Genomic DNA, 16661 nt, shown 5'->3' on the forward strand with positions numbered 1-16661 from the left:
ACCCACCCCCCAGCCGACCCCGCCCATCCGACACCCCGTCGACCGTGACCGATCAACGCAACAGTTGGCGCCAGACCATCACGCTCGACCGCCACCCCCGCGACTGTGACCGACGAGCGCAACAGTCCGCATGAAGCGATCACGCTCGACAGGAACACCCCTGACCAGGAGGACGCGATGAGCACCACCACCGACCGAGCCGACCTGGGCGCGGCGATGGCCGACGTCGACGTGCGCGCGCTGGACCGGGCCCACGTGTTCCACTCGTGGTCCGCCCAGGATGCGATCGACCCGCTGCCGATCATGGAGGCGCAGGGCTGCTGGTTCGTCGACGACACCGGCAGGCGCTGGTTCGACGGGTCGTCGCAGCTGGTCAACCTCAACCTCGGCCACCGCCATCCCGACCTGGTCGCCGCGATCCGCGAGCAGGCCGGCCGCCTGCCCACCGTGGCACCCGGCTTCGCCAACGACGTCCGTGGACGGGCCGCGCAGATGATCGCCGAGCGTGCGCCCGGTGACCTCGACCGGGTGTTCTTCACCAACGGTGGGGCCGACGCCAACGAGAACGCGATCCGGCTGGCCCGGGGCCACACCGGCCGCCACAAGGTGCTGTCGGCCTATCGCTCCTACCACGGCGCGACGGGTGGGGCCATCGCGATGACGGGCGATCCGCGTCGCTGGCGCAACGAGCCCGGAGCCGACGGGTTCGTGCACTTCCTCGGTCCGCATCCGTACCGGTCGTCGTTCCATGCCACCGACGTCGCCCAGGAGTGCGAACGGGCGTTGGCCCACCTCGAGGAGGTGGTGATGTTCGAGGGGCCGGACACGATCGCGTGCATCTTCCTCGAGACGATCGTGGGCACCAACGGTGTGCTCGTCCCGCCGGACGGCTACCTGGCGGGGGTGCGCGACCTGTGTGACCGGCACGGGATCATGCTTGCCTGCGACGAGGTCATGGTCGGGTTCGGCCGAGTGGGGGAGTGGTTCGCGGTCGACCACTGGGACGTCGTGCCGGACCTGGTCACCTTCGCCAAGGGCGTGAACTCGGGCTACGTGCCGCTCGGTGGCGTGGTCATGTCGCCCGCCATCGCCGCGTCGTTCGCCGACGTCTCCTTCCACGGCGGGCTGACCTACTCGGGCCACCCGCTGGGCTGTGCCGTGGCGGTCGCGTCCATGGAGGTGTTCGAGCGCGACGGCATCCTCGACCACGTGCGCACCGAGGGGACCTGGCTGGGCGAGCAGCTGCGCGAACTGGCCGCCCGGCACCCGTCGGTCGGGGAGGTGCGGGGCCTCGGCTTCTTCTGGGCACTCGAACTGGTCCGCGACGCCGAGACGCGAGAGCCGCTCGTGCCCTTCGCCGCCGCCGGGGACGCCGCCGCACCGATGCGCGCGGTGGCAGCCGCGTGCCACGAGGCGGGCATGTGGCCGTTCATCCACCACAACCGCCTGCAGCTGGCGCCCCCGCTGGTCGCCGAGCGCGACGAACTCACCTTCATGCTGGGCGCCGTCGACATCGCCCTGGACGCTGCGGACGAGGCCACCGCGCCCTGATCGACCGGCCTTATGGTCCGCTTACGCCCCCTCGGAAGGGTGCAGAGCCACATGCACCCGATCGAGAGGACGCAGGATGACACCGCCAAGATCTCCAGAGCCACCCGACCACCGACGCGCCCACGGGCCGATTCGAACACTGGCCATCGTCGTCGCCCTCGTGTCGCTGCTCGTGCCCGTGACGGCGACCGCCGGGCCGGCCGAGAGGACACCGACCGTCACGACCGTGGTGACGGGCCTGCAGGGGGCCTCGGGCAGCACGATCGGTCCGGACGGCGCCCTGTACGTCGTCGAAGGGGCGGTCGGGGCCATCACTCGGATCGATCGCGAAACCGGCGCAGCCGAGACGTGGGCCACGGGCCTGCCCACTGCCGTGGCGGGGATCGGCGGAGTGGTCGACGTCGCGTTCCTGGACGGGGTCGCCCACGCCCTGGTCACGCTGGTCGGCGTGGACGTCGACGAGTCCAGCGACACCCGTGTCGGGCTCTACCGCATGGAGGCTGTCGACGAATGGACCGTGCTCGCGGACCTGGGCGCCCACGCGCAGGCCAACCCGCCGCCCGACGACCTGGACGTCATGGTCGCCTCCGGGGTCCACTTCGCGCTGGAGACCTGGCGGGGCGGGTTCCTGGTCACCGACGGCCACCTCAACCGCCTGCTGTCCATCTCGGCCGAGGGTGACGTCGACGGATTCCTGCAACTCGACAACGTGGTGCCGACCGGGCTGGAGGCACGTGGCAACGACGTCCTGGTGGCCCTGGCCGGTCCGGTGCCGCACGATCCCGCGGACGGACGCGTCGTGGATGTCGGCCACCACGACGGCGCGATGCGGGAGGTGGCTCGAGGGGCGCCCCTGCTCGTCGACGTCGAGTTCGGCCGCGGGCACGACCTGTTCGGCCTGGCGCAGGGCGAGTTCGTCCCGGGGACCACGCCGGGGTTCCCGCCGCTGCCCGCAACGGGGTCCCTGATGGTGGTGCGCGACGGCCAGTTCGTGGACGTGGTCGGGCCGTTGGACCTGCCCACGTCGCTCGAGGTCGTCGGCGGGACCGCGTGGATCGTCACGCTGACCGGCACCGTCCTCCGGGTGGACGACGCCGCCGCCCCGCCCGGACGCTGACCGATCGCCACCGGCCCCGGGCGTCGTTCGCTCCGGGGCCGGTCACGCCGTCGAGGGGCTAGGCGGCCGGGTCCAGCAGGACCTTGGTCCAGCCGTTCTCGCGGGTGTCGAAGCGCTCGTAGGCGTCCGGCGCCTCGTCCAGGCCGACCCGGTGCGACACGATCCACGAGGGGTTTGCGCGACCGGCGGTGATCAGGTCACGCAGCTGGCGGTTGTAGCGCTTGACCGGGGCCTGCCCGGTGCCCATCGCCTGACCCTTGGTGAAGAACTGGCCGAACTGGAACGGGATCCGGCCCTCCTGGGCCAGCTCCCCGTTGGCACCCGGGTCCTCCGGGACGTACACCCCGACGACCCCGATGCCGCCGGGGACCTTGACCGAGTTCACGAGGTTGTCGAGCACCAGCTCGGGGTGCTCCTCGCCGGTGTGGTCGTGGGCCTGGTAGCCGACTGCCTCGACCCCGCAGTCCGCACCGACACCGGAGGTCGCGTCCAGCACGAACTCGACCGGGTCGACGTCGGCGATGTCGATCGGCTCGGCGTCGATCTGCGCAGCGAGGTCCAGTCGGTCCTGTTCCTTGTCGGCGACCCACACGCGGCTGGCGCCACGCAGGAAGGCCGAGTGGGCGGCCATCAGTCCGACGGGGCCCGCGCCGTACACGACGACGGAGTCACCCGGCCCCACCCCGGCCATCTCGGTGCCGTGGTAGCCCGTGGGGAAGATGTCGGACAACATCGTGTAGTCGTCCTCCTTGTCGGTGCCCTCCGGCAGGCGCAGCAGGTTGAAGTCGGCCCAGGGGACCCGCATGTACTCGGCCTGGCCACCGCGCCAGGGACCCATCATCGCGTAGCCGTACGCGCTGCCGACCATGCCCTCGTTGGGGTTGACGCGTTGGCAGAAGGAGGTCCAGCCCGCGTTGCAGTTGCGGCACGTGCCGCAGGCGACGTTGAACGGCACCGAGACACGGTCGCCGACCTCGATGCGCTCGACGGCGTCACCGACGGCCTCGACGATGCCCATGTTCTCGTGGCCGAAGACCGTGCCCTCCTCGACATCGGTCCGCCCCTCGTACATGTGCAGGTCGGAACCGCAGATGTTGGTGGTCGTGATGCGGATCACGGCGTCCTGGGGTCCTTCGATCCTCGCGTCGTCGACCTCGTCGACCTTCACGGAGTGGGGACCGTCGTAGACGATGGCCTTCATGGAAGCTCCAAACTGTGGCGAACGGGATGTCGTGCCCTCACGACGGTACGAAGTGCCCGGTGAACGACCCGGCGTCGAACAGCGGGTGATCGAACGGTGGGGCACGACCGGGAATGTGCGTTCCGGGGCCTCTGGCGCACGATCCCGCCAGCGTGACGTCGAGGCGAACTTTCGCTGCCCTTACCCGCTCGGGCCGGGGACTTTCGGTCCGCTTTCCCCCGTCGTGCACGTTGCGATCCGTGCCGATGGAGCGACACCGTGTCGCAGGGGGCACAGGAGAGAACCATGGGACAGCAAGCATCCGTGGGTGCGGCCGGGGGAGCCGCACTCGATCAACGTGGAGGTGTCCGGGGGGTCGGCAAGCTCGTGCTGGCCGTCGCCGCGGGCGCCGTGGTCGGGGCCGGGCTCTACGCGGTCGTCGACCGGGTCGTGGACGACGGGGTGGCCGTGCAGGAGGCGGCCGTGGCCGTCGACGGCAACCGGGAGGCAGCGGCCGAGCTGGCACGGGAGAAGGCGGCGCTGTTGGCCGCCGGAGCCGGGGCCGGTGCCGTCGAGGTCGACTCGGCGGCTGACGCCGCCAACGTGCTGGCGCAGGAGAAGGCTGCGCTGGTGGTCGGCAGCGGAGGGGTCGTCCTGGACGTCGACTCGGCGGCCGACGCCGCCAACGCCCTTGCACGCGACCGGGCCGGCGTGTCGGTCGTCAGCGTGGACTCTGCCGCGGACGCCGCGAACGTGCTGGCACAGGAGAAGGCCGCGCTCCGACAGGGCGCCGTTGCCTCCGGTGCCGCTGCGGCAGACGGCGCGAACGCCAAGGTCCGTGCGGACGCACAGGCCTCTGCGGCCCAGTCCGATGGGGGCGACGGGGCTGCGGCTGCCGAGGCCGCCAACCAGCTCCGGCGTTCCGGCGGATGAGCCCGCCGACGTTCGATCGGGCGCCGGTCCATCCATGGGCCGGCGCCCGATCCGTTGCGCTCCTCGGCGGGGCCTTACGCCGGACTTATGGGGCTGGTGCATCGTCCTGGACGGACCACGCAGCGACAGGAAACGACCCGGGTCGCGCGTGGGGACTTCACGTCCGACGACGCGTCATCTAGGGTCATGGACGGGGACTGGGAGCATGGGGATGCCAGACCTGGATGTCACGCTCGCCGGAGCGGTGTCGCTGCGGCGTGGTGACCGGCGTGTCGGCGAGCGCGCCTTCGGGGCACGCCAGCTGCGGCTGGTGACGGCGATGCTGGTGCTCGAGCGGGACGGGCCGGTGTCGATGGACCTCCTCGCCGACCAGTTGTGGCCCGACCAGCCACCGACCCAGTGGAGGGTCGCCGTCCGCGGACTGGTCAGCCAGTTCCGCCGTCGCCTGGTCGACCTGGGCATGGGGTCCGACAGCGTCGTGGGTGACCAGGGCCGCTACGTGCTCGACCTGGGAGAGGTGCGCGTCGACCTGGAGACGGCGGCGCACGACGTGGCCGACGGGCGCCGGGCCGTCGACGCCGGCGCGATCGAGCGGGCGTCCCTGCTGGCCGGCTCGGCGCGCTCGGTCCTGTCGCGGCCGGTGCTGTCCGGGGTCGAGTCCGAGTGGCTCGATCGGCTGCGGGACCGGGTCGCACGTGACCACCTGGAGTCCCTCGTCCTGCTGGGGGAGTGCCGGCGCCGTCTCGGGGCGCCGGCCGACGCCCGTCGCGTCCTGGCCGAGGCGATCGGGATCGACCCGCTGCGCGAGGACGCGTGGCGCGCCCTGATGCGGGCCGAGGCCGCGGCCGGCAACGTCGCCCGGGCGCTGGCGGCCTACGAGGACTGTCGTCGTCGACTGGCCGACGAGCTGGGCGTCGACCCGGCCGAGGAGACCCAGCGCCTCCATGCCGAGCTCCTGCAGGGCGTGCCTGACCCCGACGTCCTGCCGTTCGCTCGACCACCGAAGACGGACCACTCGGTGGCCATCGCCAGTCGCGACCTGGTGCCCTACGTCGGGTTGCGGTCCTTCACGACGGCGGAGGCAGATCGGTTCTTCGGTCGGGACGCCGAGGTGCAGGCGTTGGTCGACCGGCTGGCGCGGCACGGCATCGTGGCGGTCGTGGGGCCGTCCGGCGTCGGCAAGTCCTCGCTGGTGCGGGCCGGGCTGTTGCCGGCCCTGGACCGCGGGGCCATCCCGGACGCCGACACGTGGCTGCCGGTCGTGATGACGCCCACGGCCGCCCCTGCAAAGGCGTTGTGGGCGGAGCTGGCCGAGGCCCGCCCCGGGGTCGACGAGGGCGTGGTCCGAGAGGCCGTGGTCGGCAGCGAGGACGGTCTCCACGACGCCGCGGGACTGGTGCTCGCCGATGCGCCGTCGACGGCGCGGGTGCTGCTGGTGGTGGACCAGTTCGAGGAACTGTTCACGCTCGGGACCGCCGACCGGGCGGAGGCGTTCGTGGGGTTGCTGACGGCAGCGACGGCGCGTCTGGACCGCCGGGTCGTGGTGGTCGTGACACTGCGGGCCGACTTCTACGACCGCGCGGCCGACGTGGCCGGGATGGCCGACCTGCTGTCGCACTCGCAGTTCGTCGTGCCGCCACTCGAGGGTGACCAGGTCGAGGCCGCCATCGTCGGCCCGGCCCGGCACGTCGGGGTGAGCCTGGAGCCGGGCCTGCTCGGTCGGATCGTCGCCGACGTGGCCGGTGAGCCCGGGTCACTGCCGCTGCTGCAGCACCTGCTGTACGAGCTGTGGGAGCACCGGGTCGACCGGGTGCTGACCAGGGGTGCCTACGACGACCTGGGCGGGGTCACCGGAGCGCTGGCCCACCGCGCCGAGCAGGTCCACCTCGGTCTCGAGCGGGAGGAACGAGCCGTCGCGCGCCGGATCCTGCTCCGGGCCGTGCAACCCGGCGAGGAAGGTGGTGACGCGCGTCGACCGGTTCCCGAGGACGAGCTGTACGGGCCCGGGGACGACCCCGAGCAGGTCGACGGGGTCGTCCACCGGCTGGTCGACGCCCGGCTGCTGACCGCGGGGCAGGAGACCCCCGGGGAGGGTCGCACGTTCGAGCTGGCGCACGAGGCACTGATCGCCGCATGGCCCCGGTTGCGCGGCTGGGTCGACGAGGCGCGTGGCTGGCTGCTGGACCACCGCCGGCTGACCTTCGCCGCCCAGGAGTGGGTCACCCACGACCGCCAGGACGACTGGCTCCTGGGCGGGACGCCACTGGACGAGGCACACGCACTCGTCCTGGCCGACGGCCGTGGCGACGTCGACCTGCACCTGTCGCCCGCCGAGCACGAACTCGTCCAGGCCTCGCTGGACGCCCGCGACCTCGTCCGGACCTGGGAGGCCGAGCGTCAGCAGCGCAGACGCGACCTCGAACGACGGTCGTTGCGACGTCTCCAGGCCCTCCTGGCCGTCGTCGCCGTCACGGCCCTCACCGCCGTCGCCCTGTGGTGGGACGCGCGCAGTGACAGCCGGGTGGCAGTCGTGCGCGAGCTGGTGACCGCGGCGAACGACAACGTGTCCAGTGACCCGCAGCGCAGCCTGCTGCTCGCGCTCGAGGCCGCAGATCGGGTCAGGCCGGGGGATGCGCTGGCGGTGTCCGTGGAGGACAGCCTGCACCGTGCCATCACCAGGAGTCGCATGTTGGGGTTCGTGGCCGGCACGGGCCCCGTCATGTCCTACAGCCCGTCGGCGGACCTGTTGGCGACCATGCGTGAGGAACCTGACGGCGACGGCTGGTCGGTCGACCTCCGCGACGCGGCGACCGGCGACGTGCGAGACACGCTGTCGGGACACGGCGGCACCGGACCGGTCTGGGACGGCGAGTTTTCGACCGATGGCTCCGTCGTGGCCGTCGGGGACCGGGCCGGGCGCCTGACCTTGTGGGACACTGCCACGGCCCGACCCTCGGAAACTCTCGAGCGGCCCGGCACGCTCCCGACGCCACAGTCCTTCTCACCCGACCTGGACCTGCTCGCGATCACCTGGGCTCGCACCGAGGAGGACGCGGACGTCGAAGTGCTGTCGCTCGACCCGTTGCAGGTGCACCACGTCGTCGCCGACATCGAACTCGTGCCGACGGAGTCGAACGAGGACGCGCCCGGCACGGTCACGGTCTCCGCTGGCGGGGCGTGGTTCTCTCCGGACGGGTCCCGGATCGCCGTGACCTACCCCTCGATCGCTGCCGCACGAGGGGCCGCGGCGGTGCGGGTGCTCGACACGTCGACCTGGGAGACGGTCCTCGAGCTCGACGTCGACGCGCGGGAAGCGGCGTGGAGCCCGGACGGCGCCCTGCTCGCGCTCACCGGGTGGACCGGCTCCGTGGTGGTCGATTCCTCCACCGGTGAGGTCGTGCATGGCCTGCTGGGCAACAGTCGAGACGACGAGTTCCTGTCATGGAACGTCGACTCCACGCGACTGGCCAGCGGTCGGGGGTTGGTCTGGGACATGGTCGACCGGGACGCCGAGCCGATCCGACTGACGGGCAGTGCCACGGGCCGCTGGGTGAGGTTCACCGACGATCCCGACGTGGTCGTGTCCACGGACCACGAGGACGTGGCGACGTTCGAGGTGTCCCGCCCGGGCCGGGGGGAGGTGACCACGCTCCCCGCGGACGGATGGACGTCGGGCCTCGACTGGACCCCCGACGGCCGGTCACTGGTCGTGAGTGCCGGTGAAGGCACCATCGCATCGTGGGAGGTGTCTGACTGGTCCCTGGGGGAGGTGGTGCAGGCACACCAGCCGGGAGCGTTCGACCCGGACGCCGAGGACACACCCGAGGAGGAGCCTGAGTGGCCCGCTGTCCTGTATGTCGACGTCAGTGACGACGGGAGCACGCTGACCACGGCAGGGTTCGACGACGTGGCCGTGTGGGATGCAGACGACCTCGACGAGCGGCACCGGATCGAGACCGGCGGGGGCTGGGAACCGTCGACGGTGAGCCCGGACGGCAGCCACGTCGCGACGGTCGACAACGCATCCGACGCGATCGTGGTCGTCGACGCCGACGGCGAGGTGGTGTCGCGCATGCCGCAGCGACAGGACGTCATGGTCGAGAACCTGCGATTCAGCCCGGACGGGACGACGCTGGCCAGCACGATGGCCCCGGCGACCCAGGCACTTGGCAGTTCGACGCTGCGCGCCGTGAACCTGTGGGACTGGCGGACGGGAGACCTGCTGGAGGCCATCGAGGCTTCGCCGATGTCCGTCGACTTCTCGCCGGACGGCCGGCACATCGCCGTTGCCGGCCTCGGCCTCGGCGTGTGGGACCGCCACGTCGGGGACTGGGATCTGGAGATCCTCGACGACACGGAGTTCGTCAACGACGTCGACTGGCTCCCGGACGGGAGTCGCGTCGCGACCTGTGCCTTCGGGGAGCGGCTCGGGGGCGGCCAGGTGCAGGTGTGGGACGCGCGGACCGGCGACGAGCTGCTGCGACTGCACGACGACATCACGGGTTACTGCCGCGTGCGGGTGAGCCCCGACGGGCGTCATGTCGCGGTCTCCGACGGCGCACCGACGAGCTCGGTCTTCGTCTGGACGATGGACCACGACGAGGTGGTCGACATTGCCCGATCCCGTCTCGTTCGGTCGTGGACCCTGGAGGAGTGCCAGCAGTACCTGCGCACCGACACCTGCCCGGCCTGACACGGCGCACCTGCCAGGGTGGCTTACCGGTGGCTTATCCGGCGCCGACATGCTCGCCACCACACACGATCACCACGGTGGCGCCGGGGCTTCCCATGTGCCCTCGATGCACCTAGGGTCGGTCGACGAGGGATCGGACACGGGGCATGACGGACCTCGAGGTGACGCTGGCGGGAGCCGTCACGCTGCGACGTGGCGACCGTCGCGTCGGTGATCGCGCCTTCCGGGCGCGCCAGCTGCGACTGGTCACGGCACTCCTGGTGCTCGAACGGGCCGGTCCCGTGTCGGTCGACCTGCTGGCGGACGAACTGTGGCCCGGGACGCCACCCGCTCGGTGGCGGGTGGCCGTGCGTGGACTGGTCAGCCAGTTCCGCGGACTGCTCGTGGACGTCGGGCTGGACCGGGACGCGATCGTGGGCGAACACGGTCGCTACCTCGTCGCGCTCGACCCGGTCCGCGTCGACCTCGAGGACGCCGTCGATGCCGTGGCACACGCTCGGGACTGTCTCGATGGTGGCCACGTCGACCGAGCCGCGGCCGCGGCCGGCGCGGCTCGTGCCGTCCTGTCCCGACCCGTCCTGCCGGCCGTCGAGTCACCCCGGATCGAGCGACTGCGCGACCGGACAGCCGGCCAGCACCTGGACGCGCTGGTGGTGCTGGGCGTCGCCCGCAGCCGTGCCGGTGCGCACGAGCAGGCCAGGTCGGTGCTGACCGAGGCGACCGATCTCGACCCGCTCCGGGAGGATGCATGGCGCATGCTGATGGAGGCCGAGGCGGCCGGCGGGAACCCCGGCCGAGCACTGGCGGCCTACGAAGCGTGCCGTCGTGAACTCGCCGACGAGCTCGGTGTGGACCCTGCCGAGGAGACCCAGCGGCTGCATGCCGACATCTTGCGCGCGGTCCCGGACCCCGTTGAGCCGGTGGAAGTGCCCCCCGGTCCGTCCTCGGTCGTGGCTCCGGTCGTCCAGCGTCCCCCCTACGTGGGGCTGCGCGCCTTCACCGCCCGCGACGCCGACCGCTTCTTCGGCCGGGACGGCGAGGTCCAGGCGCTGGTCCAACGACTGGTCCGGCACGGGATCGTCGCCGTGGTGGGTCCGTCCGGCGTCGGGAAGTCGTCGCTGGTCCGGGCGGGGTTGCTGCCCGCGCTCGACCGCGGCGCCATCCCGGACGCCGACACGTGGGTGACCGTTGTCATGGTGCCGGGCAGCGACCCGCTGAAGGGTCTCGCGGCCGAGCTCGCGACGGTGGCCGACGCCACGGACGTCGGCGGGCTCGCGGACCAGCTCCGGGCCGACCACAACGGGTTGCACCGGGTGGCGGACCAACTCCTCGCGGACCACCCTCCCAGCGCGCGGCTGCTGGTGGTGGTCGATCAGCTGGAGGAGCTCTTCACCCTCGGGGACCGCGCCCGCACCACGGCCTTCGTCGCCCTCCTGGAGGCCGCCACGGCTCGTCTCGATCGACGCGTGTCGGTGGTGGTCACGCTGCGGGCGGACTTCTACGACCGGGCTGCCGAGGTGGAGGGCCTGGCCGACCTGCTGTCGCACTCGCAGTTCGTGGTGCCGCCCATGGACGGTGAACAGGTCGAGGCGGCGATCGCCGGTCCGGCGCAACGGTCCGGCGCCAGCCTCGAGCCGGGCCTGCTCGGACGGATCGTGGCCGACGTGGCGTCCGAACCCGGCTCGCTCCCCCTGTTGCAACACCTGCTCTTCGAGTTGTGGGAGCATCGCGTCGACCACGTCCTGACCCGGGGCGCGTACGAGGATCTCGGTGGCGTGGCGGGCGCCCTGGCCAATCGAGCGGAAGCGGTCCATGCGGGGCTCGACCGCGACGAACGGGCCGTCGCGCGGCGGGTGCTGCTGCGCGGGGTGCAGCCGGGTGAGGACGGGGGCGACGCCAAGCGCCCGGTCGCCGAGGCCGAGCTGGTGGGACCCACCGACGATCGCGAGGCGGTCGAGGCCGTGGTCCAGCGACTGGTGGACGCCCGCCTGCTCGCGGCGTCCCACGATGCCGCGTCGGGCAGGACCATCGAGCTGGCCCACGACGCGTTGATCGATGCCTGGCCGCGCCTGCGTGCCTGGGTCGACGAGGCTCGCGGCTGGCTGCTCGACCATCGCCGCCTGACGGTGGCGGCCCACGACTGGGACGCCCACGACCGCCACGAGGACTGGCTGCTGGCCGGCCTGCCGCTGGACGAGGCCCACGACCTGCTGCTCGCCGACGGGCGGGGCGAGGTCGACCTGCACCTGTCGCCGAGCGAGCACGAATTCGTGACCGCGTCACTCGCGGCACGCGACCACGACCTCGCCGTGGAACGGGGCCGCATCGACCACGAGCGGCGGCTGGAGCGGCGCTCGGTCCGACGCCTGCAGGCACTGGTCGCCGTGGTCGTGGCCGTTGCGCTCGTTGCCGGTGCCCTGTGGTGGAACGCCGCGCGGGAGACACGCCGGGCGGGGGCGGCAGAGCTCGCGGCCACGGCGAACCAGGTGGCCACGCAGGCGCCACAGCTGGCCATGCTGCTCGGTTTGGAGGCACAGCGCCGGCTGGGATCGCTGGGAGGCGCCGCCCAGGACTCCGTGGACCAGGCCCTGCGCCGTGGCATCGCCGCGAACCGCCTGGTGTCGTGGACGCGAGACACGGGCCGGGTCCTGGCGGTCGATGCCTCCGGCGAGCTGTTCGCCGAGGCCGTGCCGGAGCCGGCCGCCGACGGGACGTGGCCGGTTCGGGTCCGTCGCACGTCGACGGGCGAGGTCCTGCACCGCCTCGACGGGCACACCGGAACCGGGCCCGCCTCGATCGCGGCCTTCAGTCCGGACTCGTCGACGCTGGCGGTCGGACCCCTCGACGGCGAGGGCGTCTTCCTGTGGGACCTCGGCTCGGGACAGCTCCTGCGCCGGTTGCCCTGCGACGCGGCCATCCACGACTGGTTCGCGTTCGCCCCCGATGGTCGGATGCTCGCCGGGACGCTCGGAAACGTCGGTGGCAGCCCTGTGGCGATCTGGGACGTCGAGTCCGGCGAGCGCCTGGCGACGCTCGAGCCGACCAGCGAGGAGATCCCCACGGACGTGAGCCCGCATGCGGTGTTCCATCCCGACGGACAAGTCCTGGCGCACCTGGACGCCATGGCCGAGAGCATCCGCGTGATCGACACGGCCACTTGGGAGGACGTCCGCGCGCCGCTGACCTACACGGAACCCACCGAGCTGGCGTTCAGCCCCGATGGTGCCTGGCTGGCCGTCGTGGCCGACGGGCAACTGCACGTCCTCGACGCCGCCTCGTTCGAGTCCGTGCTCACGATCGACACCGGCCTGCTCGACGTGTCTTGGAGCCCGCTCGCCTGGAGCGAGGACACGACGCGGATCGCCTTCGGGTCCGACCCGGTGCGCGTGTGGACCGTCGTCGAGGACGGGTCGGTGGTCCAGCCTGGCCGGCCGCTGGAGTTGCATGCACGATCGATGGACTGCTCCGTGTTCGCCTTCACGCCGGCCGTCGACCTCTGGGAGTACTCAGCGTGTGGGGAGGGTCTGCGGTCCTGGGACCTGGCGCCGGACGCGGGTGTCGAGGTGGCGTGGCTGCCGGGCACGCCCAACTGGCAGATGGGCATCGACTGGGCGCCGGACGGGTCATGGCTCGCCGCGCCGGTCGACGAGGTGGACCTCGTGGTGTGGTCCACCGACACCTGGCAGCGGCAGACCGTGGTGCCCTCGGCCCACGATCTGGGTGACTGGACACCGGACCTCGCGCGGATCGCCAACCTCGACGTGTCGTCCGATGGCGAGACGGTCGTGACGGCCGGGCTCGACGACGTGGCGATCTGGGACACGTCGACGTGGGAGGCCACCCGCGTCGGCCGTGGCGGCTGGGCCACCGCAACCACCAGCCCCGACGGCTCGCTCGTGGCACATGCAGCCTTCACGCGTGACCTGCCGGAGGGCGACGACCGGCGGGTCTGGGTCGTCGACCGGGACGGGACGCAGCGGGCCGTGCTGGGCTGGGGGCAGAGCCTGTGGGTCGAGGACCTCGACTTCAGCCCGGACGGACGCCTGCTGGCCGTCGCGGCCTACGACACCGCCGACGTCGAGACGGCAGAGGCGGGGGTGTACGTCTGGGACTGGCAGGCCGAGCGCCTCCTCGGGGTGATCGACGCGGGGGACAGCACGGTGGCGACCGTCGACTGGGACACGTCCGGGACCCGATTGCTGCTGGCGACCCAGCGACCCGGCACCCGGGCGGAGGTGTGGGACGTCTCCGGCGTGGGGGCCGGAAGTGCCACTGGTGAGCGCGTCCCGGACGACCGCCTCCTCCTGACCATGGAGGGCCACACCGACTGGGTGCAGGAGGCGGTCTGGAGCCCGGACGAGGCGACCGTGGCCACTTGCAGTGGCGACGGGACCGCTCGGCTGTGGGACACCGCCTCGGGCCACGAACGGCAGCGACTCGTCGCCGACGGGCTGACCGGCTTCTGCCGGCTGCGATTCAGCCCCGACGGGACCATGCTGGCGCTGTCGGACTCCGGTGCCGGCGTGCGTGTCTTCACGCTGGAGTCCGATCGCCTCACCGGCATCGCCGAGGAGCGACTGGTGCGTGGCTGGACGCTCGAGGAGTGCCGGGAGTACCTCGACCTGGAGACGTGTCCGGCCTGAAGTCGCTGGATCCAATCCTTCATGCGCCGGATCTCGTCTCGACTTACGGCTGGCTTGCGCTCGTCGCCGACCCACTTACGGCCAGGTTTCGTCCGTCCGGCATGGTCGTCCTCGTCACGTCGCGGCAGGTCGCCGCGGCCAGGACGGGAGACGAACCATGGGACAGGTCACGACGCAACCACGGACGACCGACACCCCGGGCCCGGGCACGCGCGGGGCACGACGGGAGCAGCGGCAGGACTGGACCGAGGGCGGGCTGGGCGATGCCTGGCGGCTCGTCGCGTTCCTGTTCGCCGTCGCACTGGCGATCATGCTCGGCTGGCTGATCGGGGAGCGCGACACGGGGTCGGGGGCGGTCACGAGCGCCAGCGACGAGGCGGCCGCGATCAGCGGTGAGAAGGACGCGATGCTCGCCGCGGATGCCGTCGACGCCCTGTCGCAGGGCCAGGACGACGTCACGCTGCAGGACGAGAAGGACCAGCTGCTGGCCGCTGGCTCGGTCGCGGTCGGGACGGTGTCGTCCGGCGACGCCGTGCTGCAGGACGAGAAGATCGAGATCGCGGGTCGTTGGACCGGGCCGGCCGAACCCACGGCCACGTCGCCGCTCACCGAGCAGGACGAGAAGGAACTGCTGCTCGCCGGGTGACGACGGGGACCGTTGCCCGGCTCCCGCGCCGGCATCCCGTGCGTCCTCGGGGTGCCGGCGTCGTCGTGTCGGTCGTCTCCACGCGATCTCCACCTCTCCTCCAAGCCCGTGACCGGTCGTCGCGACACCGTCGTGGTTCGAGCCGCGGGAAAGGTCCCGCGACATGACCGAGAGGCACGCTCGTGAACACCCCACTGTTGTTCGACGCCGGCGCCCGGCAACGCCGGACCGCCGTCATCCGTTTCCGACCCCCGGTCTCCGACCGCCCTGCCGGGACGGGTCGGGTTCGCCGACCACCGATCGCCCCCCGGACCTGGCGTTCCGTGGCCGTCTTCGTCGTGGTCGCGCTGGCCGTGGCCCTGCTCCTGGCCCGGCAGCCCGCGGCCCGCGTCGTCCTCGGCAACACCGCGGAGGAACAGCTCCTGATGGTCGAGAAGCAGGCACTCGTCGCCGGGTCGTCCCCGATTCGACGGTCGGAGGGCGCCTCGGACCTGGCCAGCGAGAAGGCCGAGTTGCTGCGACGTGGCCTCGACCCCGACGCCGCTGCCACGGCCGCGCTCGTCGCACGCGGACTCGTGCCGCGCGACGCGTTCGACCGGGAGGCTGCCGACACGGCTGCCCTGGTTGCGCGTGGCCTGGTGCCTTGATCCGCCTCAGACGGGTCGTGACCGTCCGCCACGTCCGATCGATCTCCATGGCTGGCATCCCGGGCTCCCCGGGGTGCCAGTCGTTCATGCCTGGAGGCGAGGCTGGGGCCACGGACGGCCCGCCGCCGTCGGCTCGAGGCGGTCACGCGGTGGCGTCCGGGAGGACCACGACGACCTCGGTCCCGCCACCATCGCGGGGCCGGGCCGCGATCGTGCCGGAATGGGCCTCGACCAGCCGGCGCGCGATCGCCAGGCCCAGGCCCGACCCACCGGAGTCCGCCGACCGGACGAACCGGTCGAAGACGTGGGGCAGGTCGTCGGGGTCGATCCCGCTGCCGGTGTCGGCCACGACCAGCCGGAGTCCGGCCTCGTCCGTCGCCGACACGACCACCTCGCCGCCGCGTGGGGTGTGGCGGACGGCATTGGTGAGGAGGTTGACCAGGACCTGCTCGATGCGCATCGGGTCGACCTCGACACGGCCCGGTGCCCCGGCCATGTCGGTTGCCACCGTGACACCCGCCTGGTGGGCGCGGTCACCGACGGCCCGGACGGCGGCGTCCACGATCGCGGACGGTGCGACCTCCTCGACCTCCATGTGCAGTGCGCCGGCCTCGGCGGTGGACAGGGTGGCGAGGTCGTCGAGCAGTCGTTCCAGCACGGCGACCTCGTCGACGACCGTCCGCAGGCGCGCAGGCTCGGCCTCGTAGACCCCGTCGAGCATCCCCTCGACATTGCCACGCACCACCGACATCGGCGTGCGCAGTTCGTGGGCGAGGTCGGCCAGCAGGGCCCGGCGGCGCCGCTCGTCGGTGTCGAGACGCTCGACCATCTCGTTGAAGGTGGCTGCGAGACGGCGGACCTCTCGTGGCCCCCGGGGATGGACCCGGATCGTCGTGTCGCCACCTCGGACGCGTTCGGCCGCGTCCATCACGTCGGCCAGGGGCGCGGCGAACCGACGGGCCAGGGCGATCCCGGTCGCGACCAGCACGACGACGACGAGCACCAGCAGGCCGATTGCCCCGGCGACCGCGGCTCCGGTCGGGCCGTCGCCGAGCAGGCGCGACGTGATCGCGACGACGCCGACGACTGCGCCCAGCGCGACGACGAGGAACAGGATCGCCGCGCCGACGAAACCACGCAGGAACCGACGACGGACGTGCGGGGGAGGGCCGTGCCGACCGGCGCCGGGGTGGCCGCCCTGGGACCACCACGGCGGCGGACCGTGCTGCACCCAGGGGGGCCCGCGACCTG

General features: G+C 72.3%; 9 protein-coding genes. 7 read left to right on the plus strand and 2 right to left on the minus strand.

Annotation, left to right across the window (positions count from 1 at the left end):
- The first annotated feature begins 177 nt into the window (after positions 1–177).
- Positions 178–1551 carry an aspartate aminotransferase family protein gene (locus KR546_RS13390; protein ID WP_238445224.1) on the plus strand — a complete coding sequence of 458 codons (1374 nt, stop codon included), beginning with the start codon at positions 178–180 and terminating at the stop codon, positions 1549–1551.
- 76 nt (positions 1552–1627) lie between these two features.
- Positions 1628–2668 (plus strand): ScyD/ScyE family protein, encoded by a 1041-nt coding sequence (locus KR546_RS13395; protein WP_238445225.1) that lies wholly within the window; start codon positions 1628–1630, stop codon positions 2666–2668.
- 58 nt (positions 2669–2726) lie between these two features.
- Here the strand turns inward: KR546_RS13395 and KR546_RS13400 are convergent, their stop codons facing one another.
- Complete coding sequence (locus tag KR546_RS13400; protein WP_238445226.1) at positions 2727–3869, minus strand: glutathione-independent formaldehyde dehydrogenase; 1143 nt, start codon at positions 3867–3869, stop codon at positions 2727–2729.
- A 285-nt stretch (positions 3870–4154) separates the two neighbouring features.
- On the opposite strand from KR546_RS13400, the gene KR546_RS13405 reads away from it, so the two are divergent.
- The 5 genes from KR546_RS13405 to KR546_RS13425 all read left to right on the plus strand — a co-directional run bounded on the left by KR546_RS13405 (position 4155) and on the right by KR546_RS13425 (position 15410).
- Positions 4155–4781: a hypothetical protein gene (locus KR546_RS13405; protein WP_238445227.1), complete on the plus strand. Its 627-nt coding sequence runs from the start codon at positions 4155–4157 to the stop codon at positions 4779–4781.
- Positions 4782–4992: 211 nt separating this feature from the next.
- Positions 4993–9474: an nSTAND1 domain-containing NTPase gene (locus KR546_RS13410; RefSeq protein ID WP_238445228.1), complete on the plus strand. Its 4482-nt coding sequence runs from the start codon at positions 4993–4995 to the stop codon at positions 9472–9474.
- A 146-nt stretch (positions 9475–9620) separates the two neighbouring features.
- A complete protein-coding gene (locus KR546_RS13415; RefSeq protein WP_238445229.1) occupies positions 9621–14117 on the plus strand; it encodes an nSTAND1 domain-containing NTPase in 4497 nt (1498 codons plus the stop codon).
- A 157-nt stretch (positions 14118–14274) separates the two neighbouring features.
- Positions 14275–14763, plus strand: coding sequence for a hypothetical protein (locus tag KR546_RS13420; RefSeq protein WP_238445230.1), 489 nt, complete (start codon positions 14275–14277; stop codon positions 14761–14763).
- A 182-nt stretch (positions 14764–14945) separates the two neighbouring features.
- Positions 14946–15410 (plus strand): hypothetical protein, encoded by a 465-nt coding sequence (locus tag KR546_RS13425; RefSeq protein ID WP_238445231.1) that lies wholly within the window; start codon positions 14946–14948, stop codon positions 15408–15410.
- Positions 15411–15552: 142 nt separating this feature from the next.
- Here KR546_RS13425 and KR546_RS13430 read toward each other — a convergent pair whose 3' ends face one another.
- Complete coding sequence (locus KR546_RS13430) at positions 15553–16641, minus strand: sensor histidine kinase (protein ID WP_238445232.1); 1089 nt, start codon at positions 16639–16641, stop codon at positions 15553–15555.
- Between the last annotated feature and the right edge of the window lie 20 nt (positions 16642–16661).

The organism is Salsipaludibacter albus (assembly GCF_019798055.1).
Classification (GTDB): Bacteria; Actinomycetota; Nitriliruptoria; order Nitriliruptorales; family Nitriliruptoraceae; genus Salsipaludibacter; species Salsipaludibacter albus.

Bases quoted from the DNA above. Each gene is read 5' to 3' on its own strand.
- KR546_RS13390 (WP_238445224.1), top strand. From the start codon at position 178: ATGAGCACCACCACCGACCGAGCCGACCTGGGCGCGGCGATGGCCGAC.
- KR546_RS13395 (WP_238445225.1), top strand. From the start codon at position 1,628: ATGACACCGCCAAGATCTCCAGAGCCACCCGACCACCGACGCGCCCAC.
- KR546_RS13400 (WP_238445226.1), bottom strand. From the start codon at position 3,869: ATGAAGGCCATCGTCTACGACGGTCCCCACTCCGTGAAGGTCGACGAG.
- KR546_RS13405 (WP_238445227.1), top strand. From the start codon at position 4,155: ATGGGACAGCAAGCATCCGTGGGTGCGGCCGGGGGAGCCGCACTCGAT.
- KR546_RS13410 (WP_238445228.1), top strand. From the start codon at position 4,993: ATGCCAGACCTGGATGTCACGCTCGCCGGAGCGGTGTCGCTGCGGCGT.
- KR546_RS13415 (WP_238445229.1), top strand. From the start codon at position 9,621: ATGACGGACCTCGAGGTGACGCTGGCGGGAGCCGTCACGCTGCGACGT.
- KR546_RS13420 (WP_238445230.1), top strand. From the start codon at position 14,275: ATGGGACAGGTCACGACGCAACCACGGACGACCGACACCCCGGGCCCG.